Annotated in this window: 18 protein-coding genes, 1 pseudogene and 1 riboswitch; of the genes and pseudogenes, 7 read left to right on the forward strand and 12 right to left on the reverse strand. The window is 43.1% G+C overall.

Going from position 1 to position 21,884, the window contains the following annotated elements; genetic code table 11:
* Positions 1 to 19: 19 nt before the first annotated feature.
* Positions 20 to 1,118, forward strand: a protein-coding gene (gene prfB / locus AB3F25_RS05095) for a peptide chain release factor 2 (protein WP_373602818.1) whose coding sequence is annotated in 2 segments (ribosomal slippage) — positions 20 to 94 and positions 96 to 1,118 — 1,098 coding nt in all. Because the reading frame shifts where the segments join, the coding sequence is not laid out codon by codon here.
* Between the two features lie 52 nt (positions 1,119 to 1,170).
* Positions 1,171 to 2,679: a lysine--tRNA ligase gene (gene lysS / locus AB3F25_RS05100; protein ID WP_373602819.1), complete on the forward strand. Its 1,509-nt coding sequence runs from the start codon at positions 1,171 to 1,173 to the stop codon at positions 2,677 to 2,679.
* Between the two features lie 210 nt (positions 2,680 to 2,889).
* Here lysS and cas1f read toward each other — a convergent pair.
* The 4 genes and pseudogenes from cas1f to AB3F25_RS05120 form a co-directional block, all read right to left on the reverse strand.
* Positions 2,890 to 3,591 (reverse strand): annotated as a pseudogene (gene cas1f / locus AB3F25_RS05105) (type I-F CRISPR-associated endonuclease Cas1f); the annotation flags it as partial.
* A 222-nt stretch (positions 3,592 to 3,813) separates the two neighbouring features.
* A complete protein-coding gene (gene ilvN / locus AB3F25_RS05110; protein WP_373602820.1) occupies positions 3,814 to 4,305 on the reverse strand; it encodes an acetolactate synthase small subunit in 492 nt (163 codons plus the stop codon).
* Complete coding sequence (locus AB3F25_RS05115; RefSeq protein WP_373604333.1) at positions 4,305 to 6,029, reverse strand: acetolactate synthase 3 large subunit; 1,725 nt, start codon at positions 6,027 to 6,029, stop codon at positions 4,305 to 4,307. The genes ilvN and AB3F25_RS05115 overlap by 1 nt, the downstream gene beginning before the upstream one ends.
* 294 nt (positions 6,030 to 6,323) lie before the next feature.
* On the reverse strand, positions 6,324 to 7,844 hold the full coding sequence (locus tag AB3F25_RS05120; protein WP_373602821.1) for a Na+/H+ antiporter NhaC family protein: 1,521 nt from the start codon (positions 7,842 to 7,844) through the stop codon (positions 6,324 to 6,326).
* Positions 7,845 to 7,898: 54 nt separating this feature from the next.
* Positions 7,899 to 8,075, reverse strand: a riboswitch (Lysine riboswitch).
* 248 nt (positions 8,076 to 8,323) lie between these two features.
* On the opposite strand from AB3F25_RS05120, the gene AB3F25_RS05125 reads away from it, so the two are divergent.
* The 3 genes from AB3F25_RS05125 to aroA all read left to right on the forward strand — a co-directional run bounded on the left by AB3F25_RS05125 (position 8,324) and on the right by aroA (position 10,933).
* A complete protein-coding gene (locus AB3F25_RS05125) occupies positions 8,324 to 8,728 on the forward strand; it encodes an H-NS family nucleoid-associated regulatory protein (protein ID WP_373602822.1) in 405 nt (134 codons plus the stop codon).
* A 70-nt stretch (positions 8,729 to 8,798) separates the two neighbouring features.
* Positions 8,799 to 9,635, forward strand: coding sequence for a formyltetrahydrofolate deformylase (gene purU, locus AB3F25_RS05130; RefSeq protein WP_373602823.1), 837 nt, complete (start codon positions 8,799 to 8,801; stop codon positions 9,633 to 9,635).
* On the forward strand, positions 9,635 to 10,933 hold the full coding sequence (aroA, locus tag AB3F25_RS05135) for a 3-phosphoshikimate 1-carboxyvinyltransferase (protein ID WP_373602824.1): 1,299 nt from the start codon (positions 9,635 to 9,637) through the stop codon (positions 10,931 to 10,933). Before purU ends, aroA begins: the two co-directional genes overlap by 1 nt.
* A 206-nt stretch (positions 10,934 to 11,139) precedes the next feature.
* Here aroA and AB3F25_RS05140 read toward each other — a convergent pair whose 3' ends face one another.
* Together AB3F25_RS05140 and AB3F25_RS05145 are read right to left on the reverse strand one after the other, a co-directional pair.
* Positions 11,140 to 11,604 (reverse strand): glycine zipper 2TM domain-containing protein, encoded by a 465-nt coding sequence (locus AB3F25_RS05140; RefSeq protein ID WP_373602825.1) that lies wholly within the window; start codon positions 11,602 to 11,604, stop codon positions 11,140 to 11,142.
* Positions 11,605 to 11,608: 4 nt separating this feature from the next.
* Positions 11,609 to 12,178 carry a VOC family protein gene (locus tag AB3F25_RS05145; RefSeq protein ID WP_373602826.1) on the reverse strand — a complete coding sequence of 190 codons (570 nt, stop codon included), beginning with the start codon at positions 12,176 to 12,178 and terminating at the stop codon, positions 11,609 to 11,611.
* 79 nt (positions 12,179 to 12,257) lie between these two features.
* On the opposite strand from AB3F25_RS05145, the gene argS reads away from it, so the two are divergent.
* Complete coding sequence (argS, locus tag AB3F25_RS05150) at positions 12,258 to 13,991, forward strand: arginine--tRNA ligase (protein WP_373602827.1); 1,734 nt, start codon at positions 12,258 to 12,260, stop codon at positions 13,989 to 13,991.
* A 179-nt stretch (positions 13,992 to 14,170) separates the two neighbouring features.
* Here the strand turns inward: argS and rplT are convergent, their stop codons facing one another.
* The 6 genes from rplT to AB3F25_RS05180 all read right to left on the reverse strand — a co-directional run bounded on the left by rplT (position 14,171) and on the right by AB3F25_RS05180 (position 19,692).
* The gene (gene rplT / locus AB3F25_RS05155; RefSeq protein ID WP_066108956.1) at positions 14,171 to 14,524 is read right to left on the reverse strand and encodes a 50S ribosomal protein L20; all 354 of its coding nucleotides are present in this window, start codon (positions 14,522 to 14,524) and stop codon (positions 14,171 to 14,173) included.
* Between the two features lie 66 nt (positions 14,525 to 14,590).
* A complete protein-coding gene (gene rpmI, locus AB3F25_RS05160; protein WP_044024350.1) occupies positions 14,591 to 14,788 on the reverse strand; it encodes a 50S ribosomal protein L35 in 198 nt (65 codons plus the stop codon).
* A 211-nt stretch (positions 14,789 to 14,999) separates the two neighbouring features.
* Positions 15,000 to 15,542 (reverse strand): translation initiation factor IF-3, encoded by a 543-nt coding sequence (infC, locus tag AB3F25_RS05165; RefSeq protein ID WP_373604334.1) that lies wholly within the window; start codon positions 15,540 to 15,542, stop codon positions 15,000 to 15,002.
* A 132-nt stretch (positions 15,543 to 15,674) separates the two neighbouring features.
* Complete coding sequence (locus tag AB3F25_RS05170) at positions 15,675 to 16,487, reverse strand: D-hexose-6-phosphate mutarotase (protein WP_373602828.1); 813 nt, start codon at positions 16,485 to 16,487, stop codon at positions 15,675 to 15,677.
* 80 nt (positions 16,488 to 16,567) lie between these two features.
* A complete protein-coding gene (locus tag AB3F25_RS05175) occupies positions 16,568 to 18,013 on the reverse strand; it encodes a sulfatase-like hydrolase/transferase (protein ID WP_373602829.1) in 1,446 nt (481 codons plus the stop codon).
* Positions 18,013 to 19,692 carry a solute:sodium symporter family transporter gene (locus AB3F25_RS05180; protein WP_373602830.1) on the reverse strand — a complete coding sequence of 560 codons (1,680 nt, stop codon included), beginning with the start codon at positions 19,690 to 19,692 and terminating at the stop codon, positions 18,013 to 18,015. The genes AB3F25_RS05175 and AB3F25_RS05180 overlap by 1 nt, the downstream gene beginning before the upstream one ends.
* Positions 19,693 to 19,932: 240 nt before the next feature.
* Between AB3F25_RS05180 and AB3F25_RS05185 the strand changes: the two genes are divergently transcribed.
* On the forward strand, positions 19,933 to 21,789 hold the full coding sequence (locus AB3F25_RS05185) for a ShlB/FhaC/HecB family hemolysin secretion/activation protein (RefSeq protein WP_373602831.1): 1,857 nt from the start codon (positions 19,933 to 19,935) through the stop codon (positions 21,787 to 21,789).
* The last annotated feature ends 95 nt before the right edge of the window (positions 21,790 to 21,884 follow it).

Raw genomic sequence — 21,884 nt, forward strand, 5'->3', positions numbered from 1 at the left:
GTGACTGAGTGTATTTATCATGTTTGAAATCAATCCTATCAAAAATAAAATCACCGATTTAGCCGACCGCACTGCCGTGCTTCGGGGGTATCTTTGACTTTGATGCCAAAGTTGAGCGTTTAGAAGAAGTCAACGCCGAATTGGAACAGCCTGATGTATGGAACAACGCAGAGAAAGCGCAAGCGCTCGGCAAAGAACGCGTTTCTCTTGAACAAGTCGTAAACACGATTAAAAATCTTGAGCAAGGTTTAGAAGATGTAGACGGTTTGTTGGAACTTGCCGTAGAGGCGGAAGACGAAGACACCTTCAATGAAGCTGTCGCAGAATTAGACGAACTGGAACAACAACTCGCCAAACTGGAATTCCGCCGTATGTTCAGCGGCGAACACGATGCTTGTGATTGCTATGTAGATTTGCAGGCGGGCTCCGGCGGTACTGAAGCGCAAGACTGGACGGAAATGTTGTTGCGTATGTATTTACGTTGGGCGGAAAGCAAAGGTTTCAAAACCGAACTCATGGAAGTCTCCGACGGCGATGTGGCAGGCTTAAAATCCGCCACCATTCGCGTGAGTGGTGAATATGCTTATGGTTGGCTACGCACGGAAACCGGCATTCACCGTTTGGTGCGTAAAAGCCCGTTCGATTCCAACAACCGCCGTCATACGTCTTTCAGCGCAGCCTTCGTCTATCCGGAAATTGATGACGATATCGATATTGAAATCAACCCTGCCGATTTGCGGATCGATGTGTATCGTGCCTCCGGCGCAGGCGGTCAGCATGTGAACAAAACCGAAAGTGCGGTGCGCATTACCCATATGCCGAGCGGTATTGTGGTGCAATGTCAAAATGGACGTTCCCAACATCAAAATAAAGATCAAGCCATGAAACAGTTAAAAGCAAAATTGTTTGAAATGGAAATGATGAAGAAAAACGCTGAAAAACAGGCAATGGAAGAAAGTAAATCGGACATTGGCTGGGGCAGCCAAATCCGTTCTTATGTGTTGGACGATTCCCGCATTAAAGATTTGCGCACCGGCGTGGAAAATCGAAATACGCAAGCGGTGTTGGACGGTGATTTAGATCGTTTTATTGAAGCAAGTTTGAAAGCCGGACTCTAAAGTGCGGTCATATTTCTCAGAATTTTTTATTTTAAAAACAAGGTAAACAAAAATGTCAGAACAAGAAGTAAAAGAATTAGACCTGAACGGCGAAATGCGCGTTCGCCGTGAAAAATTAACCGCATTGCGTGCCAAAGGTAACCCATTTCCGAACCAATTCCGTCGTAATGCGTTAGCACAAGATTTACATACACAATACGATGCAGAAGAGAGTGAAGCCTTAAAAGAAAAAAACATTGAAGTTGCTGTCGCCGGTCGTATTATGACCCGCCGCGCAATGGGCAAAGCCACGTTTATTACCATTCAAGATATGAGTGGCAAAATCCAGCTTTATGTAGCACGCGATAATCTGCCTGAAGGCGTGTACAAAGATGACGTCGGTCACTGGGATTTAGGTGACATCGTAGGCGTAAAAGGCACCTTATTCAAAACCAAAACCAACGAACTCACCGTGAAAACTACCGAAGTTCAATTATTAACCAAAGCCCTTCGTCCGTTGCCGGATAAATTCCACGGTTTGACCGACCAAGAAGTACGCTATCGTCAACGTTATTTAGATTTAATTTCTAACGAAGAATCCCGCCGCACTTTTGTGATTCGTTCTAAAGTAGTTGCCGGTATTCGTGAATATTTCCTTTCTAAAGGCTTTATGGAAGTGGAAACCCCAATGCTACAAGTGATTCCGGGCGGCGCGGCGGCGCGTCCGTTCGTGACACACCATAACGCGTTGGACGTGGACATGTATTTGCGCATCGCACCGGAACTTTATTTAAAACGCTTAGTGGTCGGCGGTTTTGAGCGCGTGTTTGAATTAAATCGTAACTTCCGTAATGAAGGCGTTTCCGTTCGTCACAACCCTGAATTCACGATGCTTGAATACTACCAAGCCTACGCGGATTACCACGATTTAATGGATAACACTGAAGAATTATTACGCAAACTTGCTATCGATATTCTCGGCACCACCATCGTAAAATACGGCGAATACGAATTCGATTTCGGTAAACCGTTCGAACGTATCACCTTACATGATGCCACCATCAAATACGGCGCAGACAAAGGTATCGTAAAAGAAGATTTATACGATATTGATCGCGCGAAAGCGGTTGCAGCTCGCTTAGGTATCGAAGTACAAAAATCTTGGGGCTTAGGCAGCATTGTAAATGCGATCTTTGAGGAAGTAGCGGAACATCACTTAATTCAACCGACATTCTTAATGGCACATCCTGCGGAAATTTCACCGCTTGCCCGTCGTAACGATGAAAACCCGGAAGTCACCGACCGTTTTGAACTCTTCATCGGCGGACGTGAAATCGGTAACGGTTTCTCTGAATTAAACGACGCAGAAGACCAAAATGAGCGTTTCGATGCGCAGGTTGCCGCGAAAGAAGCAGGTGACGATGAAGCGATGTTTAAAGACGAAGACTTCGTGGTTGCATTAGAACACGGCTTGCCACCAACTGCCGGCGAAGGCTTGGGTATCGACCGTTTAGCAATGCTCTACGCTAATGCACCATCTATCCGCGATGTGATTTTATTCCCGGCAATGCGCCAGAAGTAATTTCTTATCACGATAAAAAGGAAGTCCTTCGACTTCCTTTTTAATTCCATCCAATTTTACCTTTTATTTTTACACCCCAAATTTATCCTTTAAAAACAATAGATTAAAATATAACGATAAAAAAGGGATTTTCTTTCCTAAATAAGCCTATAGCTTGGTATACCCCGCATTTTCAATTAAAATACCTACTTCACTGCCGAATAGGCAGCTTAGAAAATACGCCAAATAATTACCGTGATCCAATAATTGATTGGTTAAATCAATGCTATTGCCCCGTTCGCTACGCACAAAGTCCGGATCGCGAAGGGTAAAATAATTGGCTAATTTATACACTTCTTTGGTAAAGCGTCCTTCTGCGGCAAGCAACGCCTGACTATTCGGCGCGTGTTGAAATTCAGTCCGAAATTTCTGAATGACGGAATCAAGCGCTTTCGCATCAATATCCCAATCCAATTTTTCCCAGCTTTGTTGCAAAATTTGCAATCTGATTTGTTGCAGTGATTTCGCTGCGTCTAAACGTTTCATATCGTCAAACCAAAAAGCACACCACTGCTGTAGATATTCCACCGGGCGATATTCGCTTTGCGGGCTGAAAAAATCACAACCGATTTCCGCTTCCGTGCCGTTAAACAGTGGTGTTCCGCCGCCGCTACAAAATCCCACCATCACCCCGGCTTTGGCAAGCTCACGCATCGCCGCTTGCGTAATGGAAGTTCCACTGCCCAACAATAGACAAGTCGTGTTCGCAATAGGGATATTCCAATACAAAGATTCATTGCCTTGGTCAGTCACATATTCCACGCGCCCGCCATTGAGTAAAACCCGGCAATGTTCTAAATAATACAAGTTAGCGCGTTTAGAATGCAGAATGGTTTTAAGATCGGAAGAAGGGATATAGGGCGTTTTAGACATAAAATTTTCCTGCTTTTTTTGATACGACGTAGAAACGGGCCGAACGATTCGATTGCTCACTTTATATTGAGCGATGTTGAACTATAAAAATAGCACCGCATTGAATGCGGCTCCAATGCGGTGCTGTTTTAGCATGTCGACAATAAAATAAAAATGCACAACGCTTCAAGCTTAATTGGCATAATTTTATACTTTATGTCGCAACGGCATAATAACGAGAAATTAAAGAATATTCTTTTCGCCGCGTGATAGGCTAATCAAACCGGAACGAACAATCTCCAACAACGTTGTTTCTTCTTTTACGGCACTCACAAAAGCATCAAGTTTGTCTTTTGTGCCGGTTAATTGAATGGTATAAGATTTTGGTGTCACATCCACGATTTGCCCGCGGAAAATATCCGCCAAACGTTTAATTTCATCACGTGAAGAACCTGTAGCGCGAACTTTCAATAACATTACCTCGCGTTCGACATGTTCCTGTTCACTTAAATTAATGACCTTAAACACATCCACCAATTTATGCAGTTGTTTTTCAATTTGTTCTAACACTTGTTCGTCGCCTACCGCCTCGATAGTCATACGCGATAAAGTCGGATCATCGGTCGGCGCAACGGTTAAGCTTTCAATATTAAAAGCACGTTGGGAGAATAAACCAACCACGCGTGACAATGCACCGGATTCGTTTTCCAATAAAACTGATAAGATTCTACGCATTATTCGTTCTCCCCTTGCGGTTTACTTAAAATCATTTCGTTCATCGCCCCGCCACGCACTTGCATTGGGTAAACGTGTTCGGTTTCGTCCACGTTGATATCGACAAAAACTAATTTATCTTTAATGTCGAAAGCTTCTTTTAATTTGCTTTCTAACTCGTCCGGCGTCGCAATCTTAATGCCGACGTGACCGTAAGATTCTGCCAATTTCACAAAATCCGGCAAGGAATTCATATAAGTTTGCGAATGGCGACCGGAATAAATCAAATCTTGCCATTGTTTTACCATGCCCAAGAAATGGTTGTTCAAACAAATAATCACGACCGGAATACCGTATTGGGTTGCAGTGGAAAGCTCTTGAATGTTCATTTGAATACTGCCGTCACCGGTGACGCATACAACGCCGGCATCAGGGTGCGCTAATTTTACCCCCAATGCGGCCGGCAAACCAAAACCCATGGTGCCCGCACCACCGGAATTAATCCAACGACGCGGTTTATTGAACGGATAATGCAATGCAGCAAACATTTGATGTTGACCAACATCGGACGCTACATAAGCTTCACCGTTGGTGATACGATAAACCGCTTCCATCACTTGTTGCGGTTTGATCACACCGGAAGTGCGGTCGAAATCCAAACACTTTTTCGCCTTCCAAACATCAATTTGTTTCCACCACTCTTCCAAATGATTTTGCGGCCGATTTAAACCCTCTTCGCCCAGTAGGCTTAAAAATTCTTCCAACACGTTTTTCGCATTACCAACGATAGGAATGGAAACCTGTACGTTTTTAGAAATTGAAGTCGGGTCGATATCGATTTGAATAACTTTTGCATGCGGGCAATATTTCTCTAGATTGTTCGTGGTGCGGTCGTCAAAACGCACGCCAACACCGAGAATTAAATCACTCTCGTGCATCGTGTTATTGGCTTCGTATGTACCGTGCATACCCAGCATACCGAGGAATTGTTTGTCCGTGCTCGGGTACACACCTAGACCCATTAAAGACGATGTTACCGGTAAATTTAAACGTTGTGCGAATTGCGTTAATACTTCGCTACATTCCGCAGAAACCGCACCACCGCCTACGAACAACACCGGTTTTTTCGCCACCAATAAAGCTTTCAACGCTTTTTTGATTTGGCCTTTGTGTCCGTTTAGCGTTGGATTGTAGGAGCGCATTTCAACAGATTTCGGGTATTCGTACGGATATTTAATATTCGGGTTTACCGTATCCTTCGGAATATCCACCACAACCGGGCCGGGACGACCGGTTGAGGCAATATAAAACGCTTTTTTTAGAATTGCCGGAATATCTTCGGCTTTTTTCACGATAAAACTATGTTTTACCACCGGACGGGAAATTCCCACCATATCGCATTCTTGGAACGCATCGCGACCGATTAAGCTACTCATCACCTGACCGGAAATAATCACCATCGGTACTGAATCGGTATATGCAGTTAAAATTCCGGTAATCGCATTGGTTGCCCCCGGACCGGATGTTACAAGCACGCAACCCACTTTCCCGGTTGAACGCGCATAACCGTCCGCCATATGCACCGCTGCTTGCTCATGACGAACCAGAATATGCTCAATACCGCCAAGCGTGTGAATCGCGTCATAAATATCCAGCACCGCACCGCCCGGATAACCGAATAAATATTCAACGCCTTCGTCGCGTAGCGATTGAACCACCATTTCCGCACCGGATAATTTCTTCATCATTTTCTCCTCAAATTTAGCTGTAGTTTTATTGATGCGCTGTTTATCAAATACTGCTTAAAAGCAAATCGGTTTATTCAACGGCGCCCATCATAGCAGTTAGAAATGCTTTGTCTAACATCATCTCACGAGAAAACGCTCAATTAATTGGAATAAAAATCTAAAATAGATAAGAAATTAAGATGAATATAAAAAAATAAAAAGCTAAAAATAAAAAAATGCGACTTTATGCCGCATTTTATAAAAATCACAAAATTTTATTTTTTATTTGTTTTTTTGAATTGGATCACATTTTTAGCGTTTTTTAACAATAAAAACTAAAACTGCCAAAGAAAGTGCCGTAGCAGCGAAACCTGCTAAACCGGAATCCGTAAAACCCACCACAATATAGCCCACACAAGTTGCCGCAGCTACGGTTACCGCATACGGAAGCTGCGTGGTAACGTGATCCATATGATTACATCTTGCACCGGTCGAAGAAAGAATAGTGGTATCCGACACCGGCGAACAGTGATCGCCGCATACTGCACCAGCCATCACGGCAGAAAGACAAGGAAGCAAAAGTTCCGGTGCAGTATTAGTGGCCATTGCGGCGGCAATCGGCAGCATAATACCGAAAGTACCCCAACTGGTACCGGTGGAAAATGCCATCGCTGAACCTAAAATGAATAACAATACCGGCAAGAATTGCACCGGAATATTGCCGCTCACTAAAGAAGATAAATATTTACCGGTTTGCATATCGCCCACGATTTTATTGATCGTCCAAGCAAAAAATAAAATCGCAATGGCACCAAGCATCGATTTAATACCGGCGATCCAAGCTCGAGCGTATTCGTCTAATGACACTTGACGGTCAAACCAAATCAGCAGAGTCGAAATCAGCACCGCATTGGAGCCGCCTACCACAAGGGATACGCCCACATTGGTATTCTCAAAAGCGCCGAGTACGCTAAATGCGCTACCCGCTTCGGCCAATGCTTGACCGCCGGTGTACATCATCATTGAAACAGTTACAACGATAAGTACCAAAATCGGTAACACGAGATTGCGTACATGTCCCTTGGCTCCCGTTTCTTCCTCAGACTCGGTATCGTTATGCTCTAACGCTGCCTTTTCATGACGCGCCATCGAACCAATATCAAAAGAGGAATAGGCGACAAAAAACACCATTAACAAAGAGAAAATTGCATAAAAGTTCATAGAACTCATTGCAACGAAGGCACCCATCGGCGTGTATTCGGTAATGGAATAAGTCGCCAATAAACCGGCAACCAGCGTAATAATGTACGCTCCCCAACTGGAAACCGGCATCATCACACACATCGGGGCTGCGGTTGAATCTAAAATATAAGCCAATTTAGCGCGAGAAACATTAAATCGATCCGTTACCGGACGCGCAATGGCTCCCACTGCAAGACTATGAAAATAATCATCAATAAAAGTAATAAATACCAATGATGCCGCTAATAATTTCGCACCGCGACGTCCTTTAATGCGTTTTTGCGCCCATTCGGCAAAAGCGCGGTTACTGCCCGAAACGGTTAAAAGCGCGGTCAAAATACCAAGCAAAAGCAAGAAAAGGACAATATTCATATTCGAATTTATTGCGCCGTCGCTATACACCAACGAAATAATATTACCTTTTAAATAAGTTAGTGTTGGAAAAATTGACGCGTCATTGAGCATCAATGCACCGACGATGATCCCGGCGCTTAACGAGACTAATACGCGGCGCGTCGCAATTGCCAACACAATCGCCAACAATGCGGGGGTAACAGACCAAATTGAGGAAGAATAATCGATAAGTTCCATTAAGTTATACCTAAAATAATGGAGACAACGGTAGAAAAGGACTAAAGCGACCCGCCTAACCGTAGCGCTCCATAGTTGATGTTGATCACTATGACAGTAACGCACCTTTCGGATACGTTCCCAACCGGTCAAAACGACTTTTAACCGATTTCGGCAATTTCTCCTTTCCTTTTTCGTCATCGTTATCCACTCGGAAAAAATACTTATAGAAATTGCACCTCTACTTTTATAGGGTTGGCGTGAAGATTACAGTAAAATTCATAGAAAATCTAATAAATTCTTTCAATTAGAGAATTTTTTACAACATAAACAGAGAGATAAATCAATAAATATTGTATAAAAATTGTTAAATAATTTAATCAATATGGCTTACCAAATAAATTATTCAGCATTTATTTGAAATTTAAGTTTACCTTAAGATTTATTTTCGCTAGTATAAAACCACCTTATTTACATATAGTCTTTCTAAGAGGTTTATTATGTCTGAATTAACTAAAGTTTTTACTAATCTTCGTAGCATTCGTGCCGTCGTTCGCGATTTAACATTAGAACAAGCTGAAAATTCATTAAAGAAATTTGAAGAGGCTGTTGCTGAAAAGCGCATACAGATAGATAAAATCCAACAGGCGGAAAATGAACGTAAAGAGCGTATTGCCAGATATAAAGAATTAATTAAACGAGAAGGTATCACCGAAGAAGAATTAAGAGCGATTATCGATGCTATACCGACAAATGCGCGTAAAAAACATAAACCACGCCCTGCAAAATATCAATATATCGATACCAATGGCAAACAAAAAACCTGGACGGGTCAAGGCCGTACTCCGCGTGTGATTCAACAGGCGTTGGATGAAGGTAAAACATTGTCAGATTTTGAAATTTAATCATTTTAACTAAAATAAGAACCCATTTTATGGGTTCTATTTTTTTATATCTGAGAATATAACATTAATTATGATAGAAAAAAAAATACTACTTACCGATTGCCCGGATGATAAGGGATTAATAGCTAAAATCACTAACATTTGTTATAAACATCAACTTAATATCTTACATAACAATGAATTTGTCGATTTTGAGACCAAACATTTTTTTATGCGTACCGAACTTGAAGGTATTTTTAACGAAACGACATTACTTGAGGATCTTAAATATAGTTTACCCGAAGGTACAAATTGTCGATTAATTGATGGAAAACGTAAACGTATTGTAATTTTAGTTACTAAAGAAGCCCATTGTCTCGGCGATATTTTAATGAAAAATTATTACGGCGCTTTAAATATTGAAATTTCTGCGGTTATTGGCAATCACGATAATTTACGCGAACTGGTCGAACGCTTTAATATTCCTTTCCATCTTGTTAGTCACGAAGGATTAAACCGCATTGAGCACGATAAATTACTGGCGGAACACATCGACGAATATGCACCGGACTACATCGTATTAGCCAAGTATATGCGCGTTTTAAATCCCGAATTTGTCGAACGTTATCCAAACCGTGTAATTAACATTCACCATTCTTTTTTGCCCGCTTTTATCGGTGCGAAACCTTATCAGCAAGCTTACGAACGCGGCGTGAAAATTATCGGCGCAACAGCTCATTTCATTAATAACGAATTAGATCAAGGGCCGATTATTATGCAAAGCGTGATTAACGTAGATCACACTTATAGCGCCGACGCCATGATGCGTGCCGGCCGTGACGTGGAAAAAACCGTGTTAAGTCGCGCATTGGATCTCGCGTTGCACGACAGGATTTTCGTCTATAAAAATAAAACGGTGGTACTGTAATGGAACAAATCACCTTAGCCCCAATCAATACCGTTGAAGGCACGATCAATTTACCCGGCTCCAAAAGCTTATCAAATCGCGCATTATTGTTAGCCGCACTTGCCAAAGGTACAACAAAAGTAACGAATTTATTGGATAGTGACGATATTCGCCACATGCTTAACGCCCTAAAAGCACTCGGCATAAATTACCGGCTTTCCGCCGACAAAACCATTTGCGAAATCGAAGGACAAGGCGGCGCATTTGATGTACAAGGCGGGCTTTCCCTCTTCCTTGGCAATGCCGGCACTGCAATGCGCCCTCTAACGGCGGCGCTTTGCTTAAAAGGAAAAGCTGAAGGCGAAGTAATTTTGACCGGCGAACCGCGTATGAAAGAGCGCCCGATTCTGCATTTAGTCGATGCACTCGTTCAAGCCGGCGCCGATGTGCGTTATTTAGAAAATCCGGGCTACCCGCCGCTAGCCGTTCGTAACAGCGGCATTAAGGGGGGGAAAGTACAAATCGACGGCTCCATTTCATCGCAATTTTTAACCGCACTCTTAATGGCTGCGCCGCTGGCGGAAAACGATACGGAAATTGAGATTGTCGGCGAATTGGTTTCCAAACCCTATATCGATATCACACTCGCCATGATGCACGATTTCGGCGTAAACGTTAAAAATCAAGCGTATCGAAAATTCTACATTAAAGGCAATCAAATCTACCTTTCGCCAGGTAAATATCTGGTGGAAGGCGATGCGTCTTCTGCCTCTTATTTCCTTGCAGCCGGCGCAATTAAAGGCAAGTTAAAAGTGACCGGTATCAGCAAAAATTCGATTCAAGGCGATCGTTTATTTGCCGACGTACTGGAAAAAATGGGCGCCAAAATCACCTGGGGCGAAGATTTCATTCAAGCAGAGCATGCAAAACTTCACGGCATTGATATAGATCTGAATCATATCCCCGATGCGGCGATGACCATCGCCACGACCGCCTTATTCGCCGAAGGAGAAACGGTTATTCGCAATATTTATAACTGGCGCGTAAAAGAAACGGATCGTTTAGCGGCAATGGCAACGGAACTACGTAAATTGGGGGCTGAAGTGGAAGAAGGGAAAGATTTTATTCGTATTCAACCGCTCCCATTGAATCAATTCCGGCATGCCAAAATCGCCACTTACAATGATCACCGTATGGCGATGTGTTTTGCCCTGGTCGCGCTGTCAAACACGCCGGTCACGATTTTAGATCCAAAATGTACGGCAAAGACCTTTCCGACGTTCTTTCAAGAATTTGAGAAAATTTGTCTGCGGAATTAGGTTGAAGTGTCCAAATAGCACCGCATTGAAGCTGCCTCCAATGCGGTGCTATTTTGAATGCCCGATAAAATCCGCCAACAGTCGAGGTTTCAATGAGGTGCTGTTTTAAGCAGAGAGCGGCGAGCGGACATAAATGATGTCAAGAATAGAAAGATAAAAAAGCGAACATTAGGTTCGCTTTTTTTACAGGATTCGTTTTAACTTGTTTAGTTAATGACGGAAACGTTCAGTGTCGAACCACCGACGATTTGCACACGTTTTCCCGCAACATAGCGAGAATCCGCCTTTTGCACCACTACGATACTTTTGCCATTATCTTTTCTGATCACCAATTCTGCGCCGTTTACTTGGCTGGCCTTCTCTTCGATTTTACTACCGGCAACCGCACCGGCAACCGCACCCACCGCCGTAGCTATCGCCTGACCGCGACCGCCGCCGATTGCGCTCCCCGCAATCCCGCCGAGTGCACCACCGCCGACGGTACCAATCACGCCTTTATTATCCGCCTGAATTTTCACCGGGCGAACGGAAATCAACGTACCATATTCAATTGAACGCGCTTCTTTCGCTTGATCCGCAGAATAAACGTCGCCACTAAAAATATCGGTGTTTGCACAGCCGGTCACGCCTAATGTAACGGCAAGCGCCAATGCTATTGTAATTTTTTTCATAATATTAAACCTCAAATATTTTTTTTATCGAGTAAGGGTGAACTTTAATGCAGGTGTGATTTACCAATTTATCCGCAAAACTAACCGCAATAGAAGGATTCGGCAATCGCTCGCCTTCCACCTTAGGTTCACTAATTTTCGTCGTCAGTCGGGGCGAACGTTGCCATAAAAATTGGTTGTTTATCCTTTTAATCCATTGTTGATTTGATTCATTGGCTAAAAAAGGCATAACGATTTCAATATGTTCCCAAGTTTCTTGGGGATATTGCTTATTTTTAGGAAAAGGCAACTCAATAATATCGACAAACTGCCCCGCAAAAACAAGCGCTCTCTCCAATTGAATTAAATAGATAGGCCGCCCGTTGACAACATTGTCGGATAAAATTTTACCGCACTTTAATAAAACCGTCTGCCAATTTTTGGCATTTTGTTCGCTATTGACGCGTAACGCAAGATGATCAATTTCATAGTCAGATAAATTAACTGCCATTTCGCCGGCAAGTTGTTGAATTTTTTGTTCAAAATCCTTCAAATCTGCCTGAAGTGCAGCCAAATCTCCATCTAAATTTGTCATATTGCTCCTTTGATAAATCAATAAAGAACGGTATCATAGCCGATTATTTTTATTATTCAATTTTGAACTAGGAAAACCCGTGAATATTCAATCCATTTTATCCGACAAAATCAAACAAGCAATGATTGCCGCGGGCGCAGACGAATCTTGTGACCCACTGGTGCGCCAATCCGGCAAAGCCCAGTTCGGCGATTACCAAGCCAACGGCATTATGGCTGCTGCAAAAAAATTAGGCACAAATCCACGCGAATTTGCCCAAAAAGTTTTGCAGCAGGCCGACCTTTCCGATATTGCGGAAAAATTAGACATTGCCGGTCCGGGTTTTATTAATATTTTCTTAAATTCCGCGTGGCTTGCAAAACAAGCTTCCAATGCGGTGCTCTCGGAGAACCTAGGCATTCAGGCGGCACAAAAACAAACCGTCGTCGTCGATTACTCTTCGCCAAATGTTGCAAAAGAAATGCATGTGGGTCACTTACGTTCCACAATTATCGGTGATGCCGTCGTGCGCACCTTGGAGTTTTTAGGTCATCACGTCATTCGCGCAAACCATGTGGGCGACTGGGGAACACAGTTCGGTATGCTGATCGCTTACCTTGAAAAAATGCAAAACGAACAGGCCGGCGAAATGGAATTGCAAGATTTGGAAGCGTTCTACCGCGAAGCGAAAAAACATTATGATGAAGATCAAGCATTCGCCGAAAAAGCCCGTCATTACGTGGTGAAATTACAAAGCGGCGACGAATATTGCCGCGCCATGTGGAAACGCTTGGTTGATATTACGATGCAACAAAATCAACGCAATTATGATCGTTTAAATGTAACACTCACGGAACAAGACGTAATGGGTGAAAGCCTGTACAACCCTATGCTGCCTGGGATTGTCGAAGATCTAAAAAAACAAGGTTTAGCCGTGGAAGACGATGGTGCCTTTGTGGTTTATTTGGACGAGTTCAAAAATAAAGAAGGCGACGCCATGGGTGTTATCGTTCAGAAAAAAGACGGTGGCTTTCTTTATACGACTACCGACATCGCGGCCGCAAAATATCGCTATGAAACCTTAAAAGCAGATCGCGCGTTGGTTTTCTCTGATACGCGTCAAAGCCAACATATGCAACAAGCCTGGTTAATTACCCGTAAAGCGGGTTATGTGCCGGATAGTTTTTCCCTTGAACACAAAAATTTTGGAATGATGCTGGGTAAAGATGGCAAACCCTTCAAAACCCGCACCGGCGGCACGGTGAAATTAGCGGATTTATTAGACGAGGCCATTGAACGCGCAACCCTGCTCATTAACGAAAAAAATAACAATTTATCCGATGCAGAAAAAACAGCGGTTATTGAAGCTGTGGCTATCGGTGCAGTGAAATACGCAGATCTTTCTAAAAACCGCACCACCGACTACGTATTCGATTGGGACAATATGCTAAGCTTTGAGGGTAACACCGCGCCTTATATGCAATATGCTTACACCCGAATTCGTTCCATTTTCAATAAAGCCGATGTCGAACCAAGCATACTTTCGACTGCGCCGTTAATGATCGTTGACGAAAAAGAACGCGCTCTTGTGATTAAACTGCTGCAATTTGAAGAAGCAGTACAAACCGTCGGAAAAGAAGGTACACCGCACGTGCTTTGCGCTTATTTGTATGAACTTGCCGGCGTATTTTCTTCTTTCTATGAACACTGCCCGATTTTAAATGCTGAAGATGAGGCGGTGAAATTAAGCCGTTTGAAATTAGCATTATTAACCGAAAAAACCTTAAAACAAGGGTTAGATTTGCTCGGCATTAAAACCGTCGAAAAAATGTAACTTCATTCTCTTTTACAGAAGGGGAAGGTTGAATTCAATGCGGTGCTGTTTCGACACCGCACTAAAACTCACAAAAATGAAACTTACGGAAATGAAGCTTATGGAAATCAAGCTTATGGAAATCAAGACAAAAAAGGACGCTCAAATGAGCGTCCTTATTTTTATCTAAACTTTAAAAATTAAAGTGCAGATTTTGCTTTTTCAACCAATGCAGCAAATGCGACTTTGTCGAATACTGCGATATCGGCAAGGATCTTACGGTCGATTTCAACAGATGCTTTTTTCAAACCGTTGATAAATCTGCTGTAAGATAAACCGTTTTGACGAGCCGCTGCGTTGATACGTGCAATCCATAATTGACGGAATTGACGTTTACGTTGACGACGGTCGCGATACGCATACTGACCGGCTTTGATCACCGCTTGGAAAGCAACGCGATACACGCGTGAACGCGCACCGTAATAACCTTTAGCAGCCTTAAGAACTTTCTTATGGCGTGCTCTTGCAATAACACCACGTTTTACACGAGCCATTATTTAATCTCCTATGTAATATTTTGTCTAAAATGAACTAATCATACGTTTCGCTTAAATAACGGCTTATGCGTATGGTAAGCAAGCTACGACTAAAACTTGGTCAGCTTTCGCAACCATTAATTTATGACGTAAATGACGTTTACGCTTAGTTGTCTTTTTAGTCAAAATATGACGTAAGTGAGATTGTTTACGCTTGAAACCGCCAGAAGCAGTTTTTTTGAAGCGCTTTGCTGCGCCGCGTACTGTTTTGATTTTAGGCATTGTTAAAATAACTCCGCATTTTTCGTTTAAAACAACATAATCAGGCGAACTTAAAACGTTACTTGGAAGCACTGATTATTTCCGTCATAAGGCAAACTAAATTGCCTTTATCAAAAGCAGTTAGGCTGCGTAGTGTGCCCAACGTGCAATTGTCTTTTCATTTAAGCTAAGCTTAAACAAAAAAATTCGCTGAGAATCCCCAGCAAAATTCTTATTTTTTCTTTGGTGCTAACACCATCACTGCTTGGCGACCTTCTAATTTACCCGGTGCGGATTCAACCACGGAAATCTCGGCTAAATCATTTTTCACACGTTCCAAGACCTCAAAACCGATATCTTGATGAGCCATTTCACGACCGCGGAAGCGCACAGTAATTTTCGCTTTATCGCCATCTTCTAAGAAGCGGATTAGACTACGTAACTTAACTTGGTAATCACCTTCATCCGTACCCGGACGAAATTTAATTTCCTTTACTTGTACGATTTTTTGTTTTTTCTTTTGCTCTTTAGCGGTTTTACTCTTCTCGTAAAGGAATTTACCGTAATTCATAATTCGGCAAACCGGCGGCTCCGCATTCGGGCTGATTTCCACAAGATCAAGCTCCGCTTGCTCTGCCATCTCTAACGCTTGTTGGACGGAAACAATCCCTGCTTGTTCACCATCTTGATCAATTAAACGAACTTCTTTCACACGAATTTCATCGTTAATGCGATTTGGGCGATTGACTGCCGGCGCTTTTTTTACGGTTTTAATAATCGTATTCCTTCTATGTATTTAACTAAAAAACCTCTCGCGACAAGCAAAAGGTTCTGATTTTGGCTACCCATGAAAAATGAGCAAAAACGCGCGGATTTTATAGTATTCATAAATTTGATGCAACAAAATTTAACCCGTTACCGCAATTTCTACGCTTATACTTTCACCGAATTCAAGTAACCTATTGATTCTTGCAGTTTCTAAACAAATCATGTATTGATAGGCTTGTTTGCTCATGGCGCCGATCTCTTTATGCCATGGGTTCCAAAGCACAATTTGACTTGCATTATGATGATGTAATTCAATTATACGATTAAACGCCCTGTCAATAATTTGATTCTGTATTTTCTCCGCCGCATAAATACAATCTACATTTTCGTTAATTTTACGCGGAGAAGGCACATTTTCTTGGCGTTTCGTTAGGCTATTAAAGCAAACCGTCGGCAAATTTACTACTTCGACTTGACTAATATCTCCCACATTAAAGTAGCTATGTAACGCAGCTTGCGCCGGTTCTTCACCATAATGCGTGAAGGTAATATGACAAGTATCGGCAAAAATCATCTTCACTTTCGCTTCAATAATGTTCAATTCTGAAAATAATTCCAATTCTAATCGCACTTTTTGTGCTGATATATCGTAATGGCTCAGCTGCCATAAACGAATACGCGCAGTACCGTGCGCAGGTTGTTTTACGCTGCCGAACCAAGGATAACAAATCGGCACACCACCACGAATTGCAACACCGCTTTGAAAAGGTTCAATTTCACTTAACCATAAAACATCCTTAGCGGTATTTTTAGGTTGCCAGCTAATAAGTTGCGCGCCTTGCAGCGCAATTTTTGCGGTACCAACAGTGTGTTTCAAATAAAGTATGGGGATATCATTTTGTCGGATTAAATGAAGTTCAGGCGTCAGTGTTTTTAACAATGTAGTTTTCATATTGTTGTCCGATGATAAATAAAACGAACAGAGGGCGCATGTTTACTACGCCCCACCTTAGTTCTTTTAACAAAAATCAATTAAATCTCGTTAATAATGCGGTAAACCCAGTTTTCCAGCGGATCGCCAAGCCGTTGCATTTCGGCTCGCATTTCTTCCAACATTTCTTTTTTCACATCCCGATAATTCAAATCATAGAACAAATTGTGCAGCTCGCCCGGGTCGTTGCGTACATCATAAAGTTCACATAAATCTGACGCATTAAATACCAATTTATAATCTTTGCGGTGCCACATACGCTGTTCAAAATACACGAAATGACCGGCAAGTTGCGCCAATACACCTTTGCGTGCGTTATCTTTATTCTCGCGCACAATCGGTAAAATACTCTCACCTTCAAATTCCTTAGGAACCAATTGATTGGCTAAATCATACACAGTGGAAGTTAAATCATGCAAATAAACCAAGTTGTCATCTTGCTGATTCACTCGATTGGAACGCGGATCTTTGATGATCATCGGAATGTTGTAGGTGGTATCAAACATAAACTCGCCTTTTTCAATCATGCGGTGCGCGCCCATAGCATCGCCATGATCGGCTGTCGCCACCATAAAAGTGCGATCATAAATTCGATTGTTTTCCAAGAACGCGAATAGCTCGCCGATAGCATCATCAATGAGTGTAATATAACCCCAGAATTTGGTAATCACCTCTTTCCAATGATCTTCGCTCGCTTCCCACATGCCCCACATTTTGGAAATGGTACGGAAATGTCCCGGTTTACCTTCTAGCGGTTTAAAGAAACTTTCATCCAACACCACGTCTTCTTTGCGGTACATTGAATAATAAGGTTCCGGCACGATACAAGGAGTATGCGGCCCCCAGAAATTAATCCAAGCAAAAAACGGTTTATCTTCATCAAGAGATTGCTGAATGTATTTTTTCGCTTCATCAATGATGAAATACGGAATGGTTTGTTCCTTGCTGCCGGAAAGTAGCCCGCATAGTTCTTGCACGCGCAAATGTGGGTTGTCGCCGAAATACGCACGACTTACTTCGGGAATCTCGTAGCCTTTTTCTTCCAGCCATTCTTTATAACGGTTGGAATGGGTCGGAGGTTGATTGAACACCAGATTTTTATACACGCCACTGCCCGGATAACCGTAGCCGTCGAAGTTATGCCCTTGAATGCCGTAATCTTCCGGTACAGATTTGGTACCCACATGCCATTTACCCAATACATAAGTGTTGTATCCTTTCAGATTACCGATATTCGGTGCATCTCGGCTGATCTCACCCGTACCACCCTTTTCGCCATTACGGATAATGCCATGGGAAGATGGCATTAATCCGGTGAATAACGACGTACGTGCGGGGCCACAAACCGATGCCGGCGTAAAAGCATTGTTGAAACGAATGCCTTCTTTTGCCAAACGATCTAGGTTAGGAGTCTTGACGATTTGGTGCCCGTAAGCACCAATCATATCTTTACGCACCTGATCCAATAGAATATAGATAATGTTCATTATTTAGCCTCTTTATTCCGTACAACCAACAACACGATAAGTTGCAATACTACCCACACGCCTAATACCATTAACGGATTACCGCTTTCGGAAGCCATGCCGATTGGCGAAAGGAAAGCATAAAGAGCGAGCAAACCTAAGATTAAAGATACACTGGTGACTTTCAAATATTTCCAGTTGGTTAAATCCACATCACCTAGATTTTCCTTGTTTTCTATGTAAGGCTCGCGACGTAAGAATTGACCTAAGAACAGCATCAATACCACGTCGAATACGAATAAGCCACCCATGACATACACGAAATTAATTTTAACGTCAAAGACCCAAACAATGCAGAAATACAGGATAACATGGGCAAGTAAAGCGATACGCGCAGCTGTGCCTGAAACGGTTTTATTAAACATCCCTACGGCAAATAAGGCGACGATTGGAATATTTACGAAACCGGCAAAACGTTTAGTGATTAAGAAAATACCGTCTGTACCGAACATCAATAACGGCGCGAAAATCATAGTAACAATCGCCATAATAGTGGAAACTTTTTTCGCATATACAATTAACTCTTGTTCCGACCGCACTTTTTTACTGATAGAAGGCAATAAGTCTTTACAGTAAATGGTTGCGGCAGAGTTTAAGAAAGAGTTAAAAGTACTTAAGATCGCCCCAAATAACGCCGCAATGAAGAAGCCTTGCAACCATGTTGGCAATACTTTATTCACTAATAGTGGATAAGACGCATCAATCGGATTTATTCCTTCACCCAAAATATGGAAGCTTAATAAGCCCGGTAAGTTTAAGATAATCGGTAACGTTAATAAGAATAACGCCGCAATCAAGATCCCTTTTTGACCGGATTTTAAATCTTTCGCCCCCAAGCAACGTTGCACGATAGCTTGATTGGTTGTCCAATAGAAAAAGTGCACCACCATAATACCGGTAAAAATGGTTGGCCAAGGTGTGGCGTCGGTTTCACTTCCTATGGCATTCCATTTTTCAATATGGCTTGTTGTGATGGTATTTAATCCTGCTGTAAAACTGCCTTCGCCTAAATACATCAATGCAAAAAATGGCACAAGTAACGCGCCGACAACCAAAATCACCGCATTAATCGTATCTGACACCGCAACCGCTTTCAAACCGCCAAAAATCGCATAAATCGCGCCCACCACGCCGATAGCAATCACCGTATAGGTAATCGCTGCGCCATAACTCAAGCCGAATGCGGTTTCCAAATTAAAGATTTTATTAAACGCAATCGCACCGGTATAAAGTGCGGTTGGAATGACGATTAAAAGGTAAAAAATTAAGAACAGCGTGGACATAATCAAACGAGTTTGACGGTCGAAACGGCTTTCAAAAAATTCGGGCACCGTGGTATAGCCGTTACGCAAATATTTCGGCAACATATAAAGCGCCAGAAAACAAAGTGGTATCACTGTCGGCACCGTCCACGCGATAATAGAAAAGTTGCCTTTATATGATACAGCATTCACGCCAATAAGTTGCTCGGTAGAAAGTGAAGTAAGAACCATTGAGCAACCAATCACCAACCCACTTAAGCCACGCCCGGCCAAGAAATAACCCTTAGACGTACTAAGGTCATCATTCTTCGTTTTTAACCAAGAGATATATGCCACCAAACCGGTTACGATGAGGAAGCTAAGTATTGTTATAAACATATGTTGTCCTCCCAATATAACTAACATGGCATAAAAATAATACAATGCTTTTCAAAAGCTTATGATTATTGTCATATTGGCATTGTGAGAGGGATCACAGATTACAGAATTTCCATAAATTAACGATTTTTAACCCTTTTTTCTTCTAAAAATTGAATCGGATCACAGAATTTTCGCTCCTCCTTTGCATCCTGTATTTAACCGCCCTACTCTCTCGCTAAATTTTTAATTGAGAAAAATATGAAACCGACTTACCTATTTCCCGTACTTTGTCTAAGCCTTCCCTCTTTTATAGAGGCCGCACCCTCCACTCCCTCCACCGCCGAAAAGCAATTCAGTGCCCGCCAACAGCAACAACAAACCGCGCTTGATGCGGAAATTCAAGCGCAGCAAGTGCAAAATCCAAACGTGCACTTGGAAAGCGAAAAAACGAAATCTGTTGCTTTTCCGGTCAACGAAGCACCATGCTTTCCAATTAATCAACTGGTTCTCACCGATTTTAATGCCGATGCCGATGCCGATGCCGATGCCGGTGCTGATGCTGATGCTGATGTCAATGCCAATGCCAATGCCGATACCGCCCAACCCGCCAATGCGGTGCTCAAAACGGCATCTAAACCGCTGCAACGGATTCAACCAAGCCGTTTTTCTTGGGCCTTGCAGGCCGCCTATGCCGAAGGTGATTTTGCTCTGCCGGTCTGTATCGGTTCGCAAGGTATTAATGTGCTGTTGCGTCGCATTCAAAATCAGCTGATTGATGATGGCTTTGTAACCACGCGCGTGGTGGTGGCGCCACAAGATTTGCGTTCGGGAAGGTTAGTGCTCACGGTGATTCCGGGCAAAGTCGGGCGCATTCAATTACAAGACCGAAGCGCGATTCCCTTTGCTACGCGCGGCACTTTGTGGTTTGCCATGCCGATAGCACAAGGCGATATATTAAATGTGCGCGATATTGAGCAAGGCCTGGAAAATTTAAAACGCGTGCCGAGTGCGGAGAGCGACATTGAATTGACGCCTACCGACTCGGTAGGCGAAACGGACGTGGTGATTCAATATAAACAAAGCCTGCCTTTTCATTTAACCCTTGGTTTAGACGATGCCGGCACAAAGACAACCGGACGTTTGCAAGGCTCGGCAACCTTTTCTTGGGACAATGCGCTGCGCTTAAATGACCTGTTTTACCTTAGCGGCACGCGCAGTTTCAAACGCGACAGTGACAAAGCCGAAGGCGATTACGGCAGCAAAAATGTCAGCCTGTATTATTCGATTCCTTGGCAAAATTATTTATTCGCCCTTTCCGGCTCGCGTTACACTTATCATCAAACTGTTGCCGGCGCCTTTGAATCCTACACCTATTCCGGCGAAAGCCGACAAATGAAAGCGAATTTAAGCCGTTTGATTACCCGTGGCAGTCAACACAAAACCTATCTCAATGCGGCGCTGTGGGCGCGCCAATCGTCCAATTACATCAATGACACCGAAATCGAAGTACAACGCCGTCGAACGGCCGGTTGGGAAGTGGGACTGAGCCATACGCAATATCTCGGGCAGGCCACGCTTCAACTTGCCGCCAATTACAAACGCGGCACCGGTGCCCATCGCGCACTGCGCGCCCCGGAAGAAGCCTTCGGCGAAGGCACCTCCCGAATGCAAATTCTCACCGCTTCACTCGATTTCACCTCCCCCTTCAGCATTCACAACCAAGCCTTTCGTTTTAACACCAACTGGAACGCCCAATGGCACCTTACGCCACTGGTGCAACAAGACAAATTCAGCCTCGGCGGGCGTTACAGCGTGCGCGGCTTTGACGGTGAACTAACCTTGTCCGGTGAACGCGGCTGGCTGTGGCGCAATGAATTGGCATGGAACGTCATGAACAAAGGCCACGAACTCTACCTTGGTCTTGACCACGGCGAAGTGCGTTCAAGCCGACCGGAATGGCAAGTGGGCAATAAATTGACCGGCGGCGTCATTGGCCTACGCGGCAAACTTTGGGGCTTAAATTACGAATATTTTGTCGGCACGCCGATACGTAAACCGGAAGGATTTCGGACAAGTCATGTCACGACGGGATTCAACCTCAGTTATCGTTTTTAAATAAAAAGTATGCTCTATGCTCTAAGGTTCCACCTGAAAAAGAAAAAAGAAAAAAGAAAAAAGAAAAAAGAAATAAAGAAATAAAGAAAGGAAAA

It is taken from the genome of Aggregatibacter sp. HMT-949, assembly GCF_041734645.1.
Lineage (GTDB): Bacteria > Pseudomonadota > Gammaproteobacteria > Enterobacterales > Pasteurellaceae > Rodentibacter.